Consider the following 220-nt stretch of genomic DNA (forward strand, 5'->3'; position numbering starts at 1 on the left):
GACCGACCCAAAGGTTAGGCCCGTGCCGAGCGTATCGCTCAGCGTGAGAACCTCAGTCGTCGCCGAATTGGCGACCGTCGCCGTCAGCGTATAGGTCAGCGTGTCGCCAGGCGACACTTCGCTACCTGTCGCCGGATTCGAGGTCTTCGCCACGGTGATCGAGGTCGCAACGACCGGATGCTCGGTCTCGCAGGAGGTGCAGACCGGCTCGGGATCGTTG

At 64.1% G+C, this 220-nt stretch carries 1 protein-coding gene; it reads right to left on the bottom strand.

The window, feature by feature from the left end; translation table 11 throughout:
• A partial coding sequence (locus tag ABE505_RS17125) for an isopeptide-forming domain-containing fimbrial protein (RefSeq protein ID WP_346445868.1) occupies window positions 1-220 on the bottom strand: 220 nt, incomplete at both ends.

This window comes from Luteimonas sp. TWI382 (assembly GCF_039674545.1).
Taxonomy (GTDB): domain Bacteria; phylum Pseudomonadota; class Gammaproteobacteria; order Xanthomonadales; family Xanthomonadaceae; genus Luteimonas.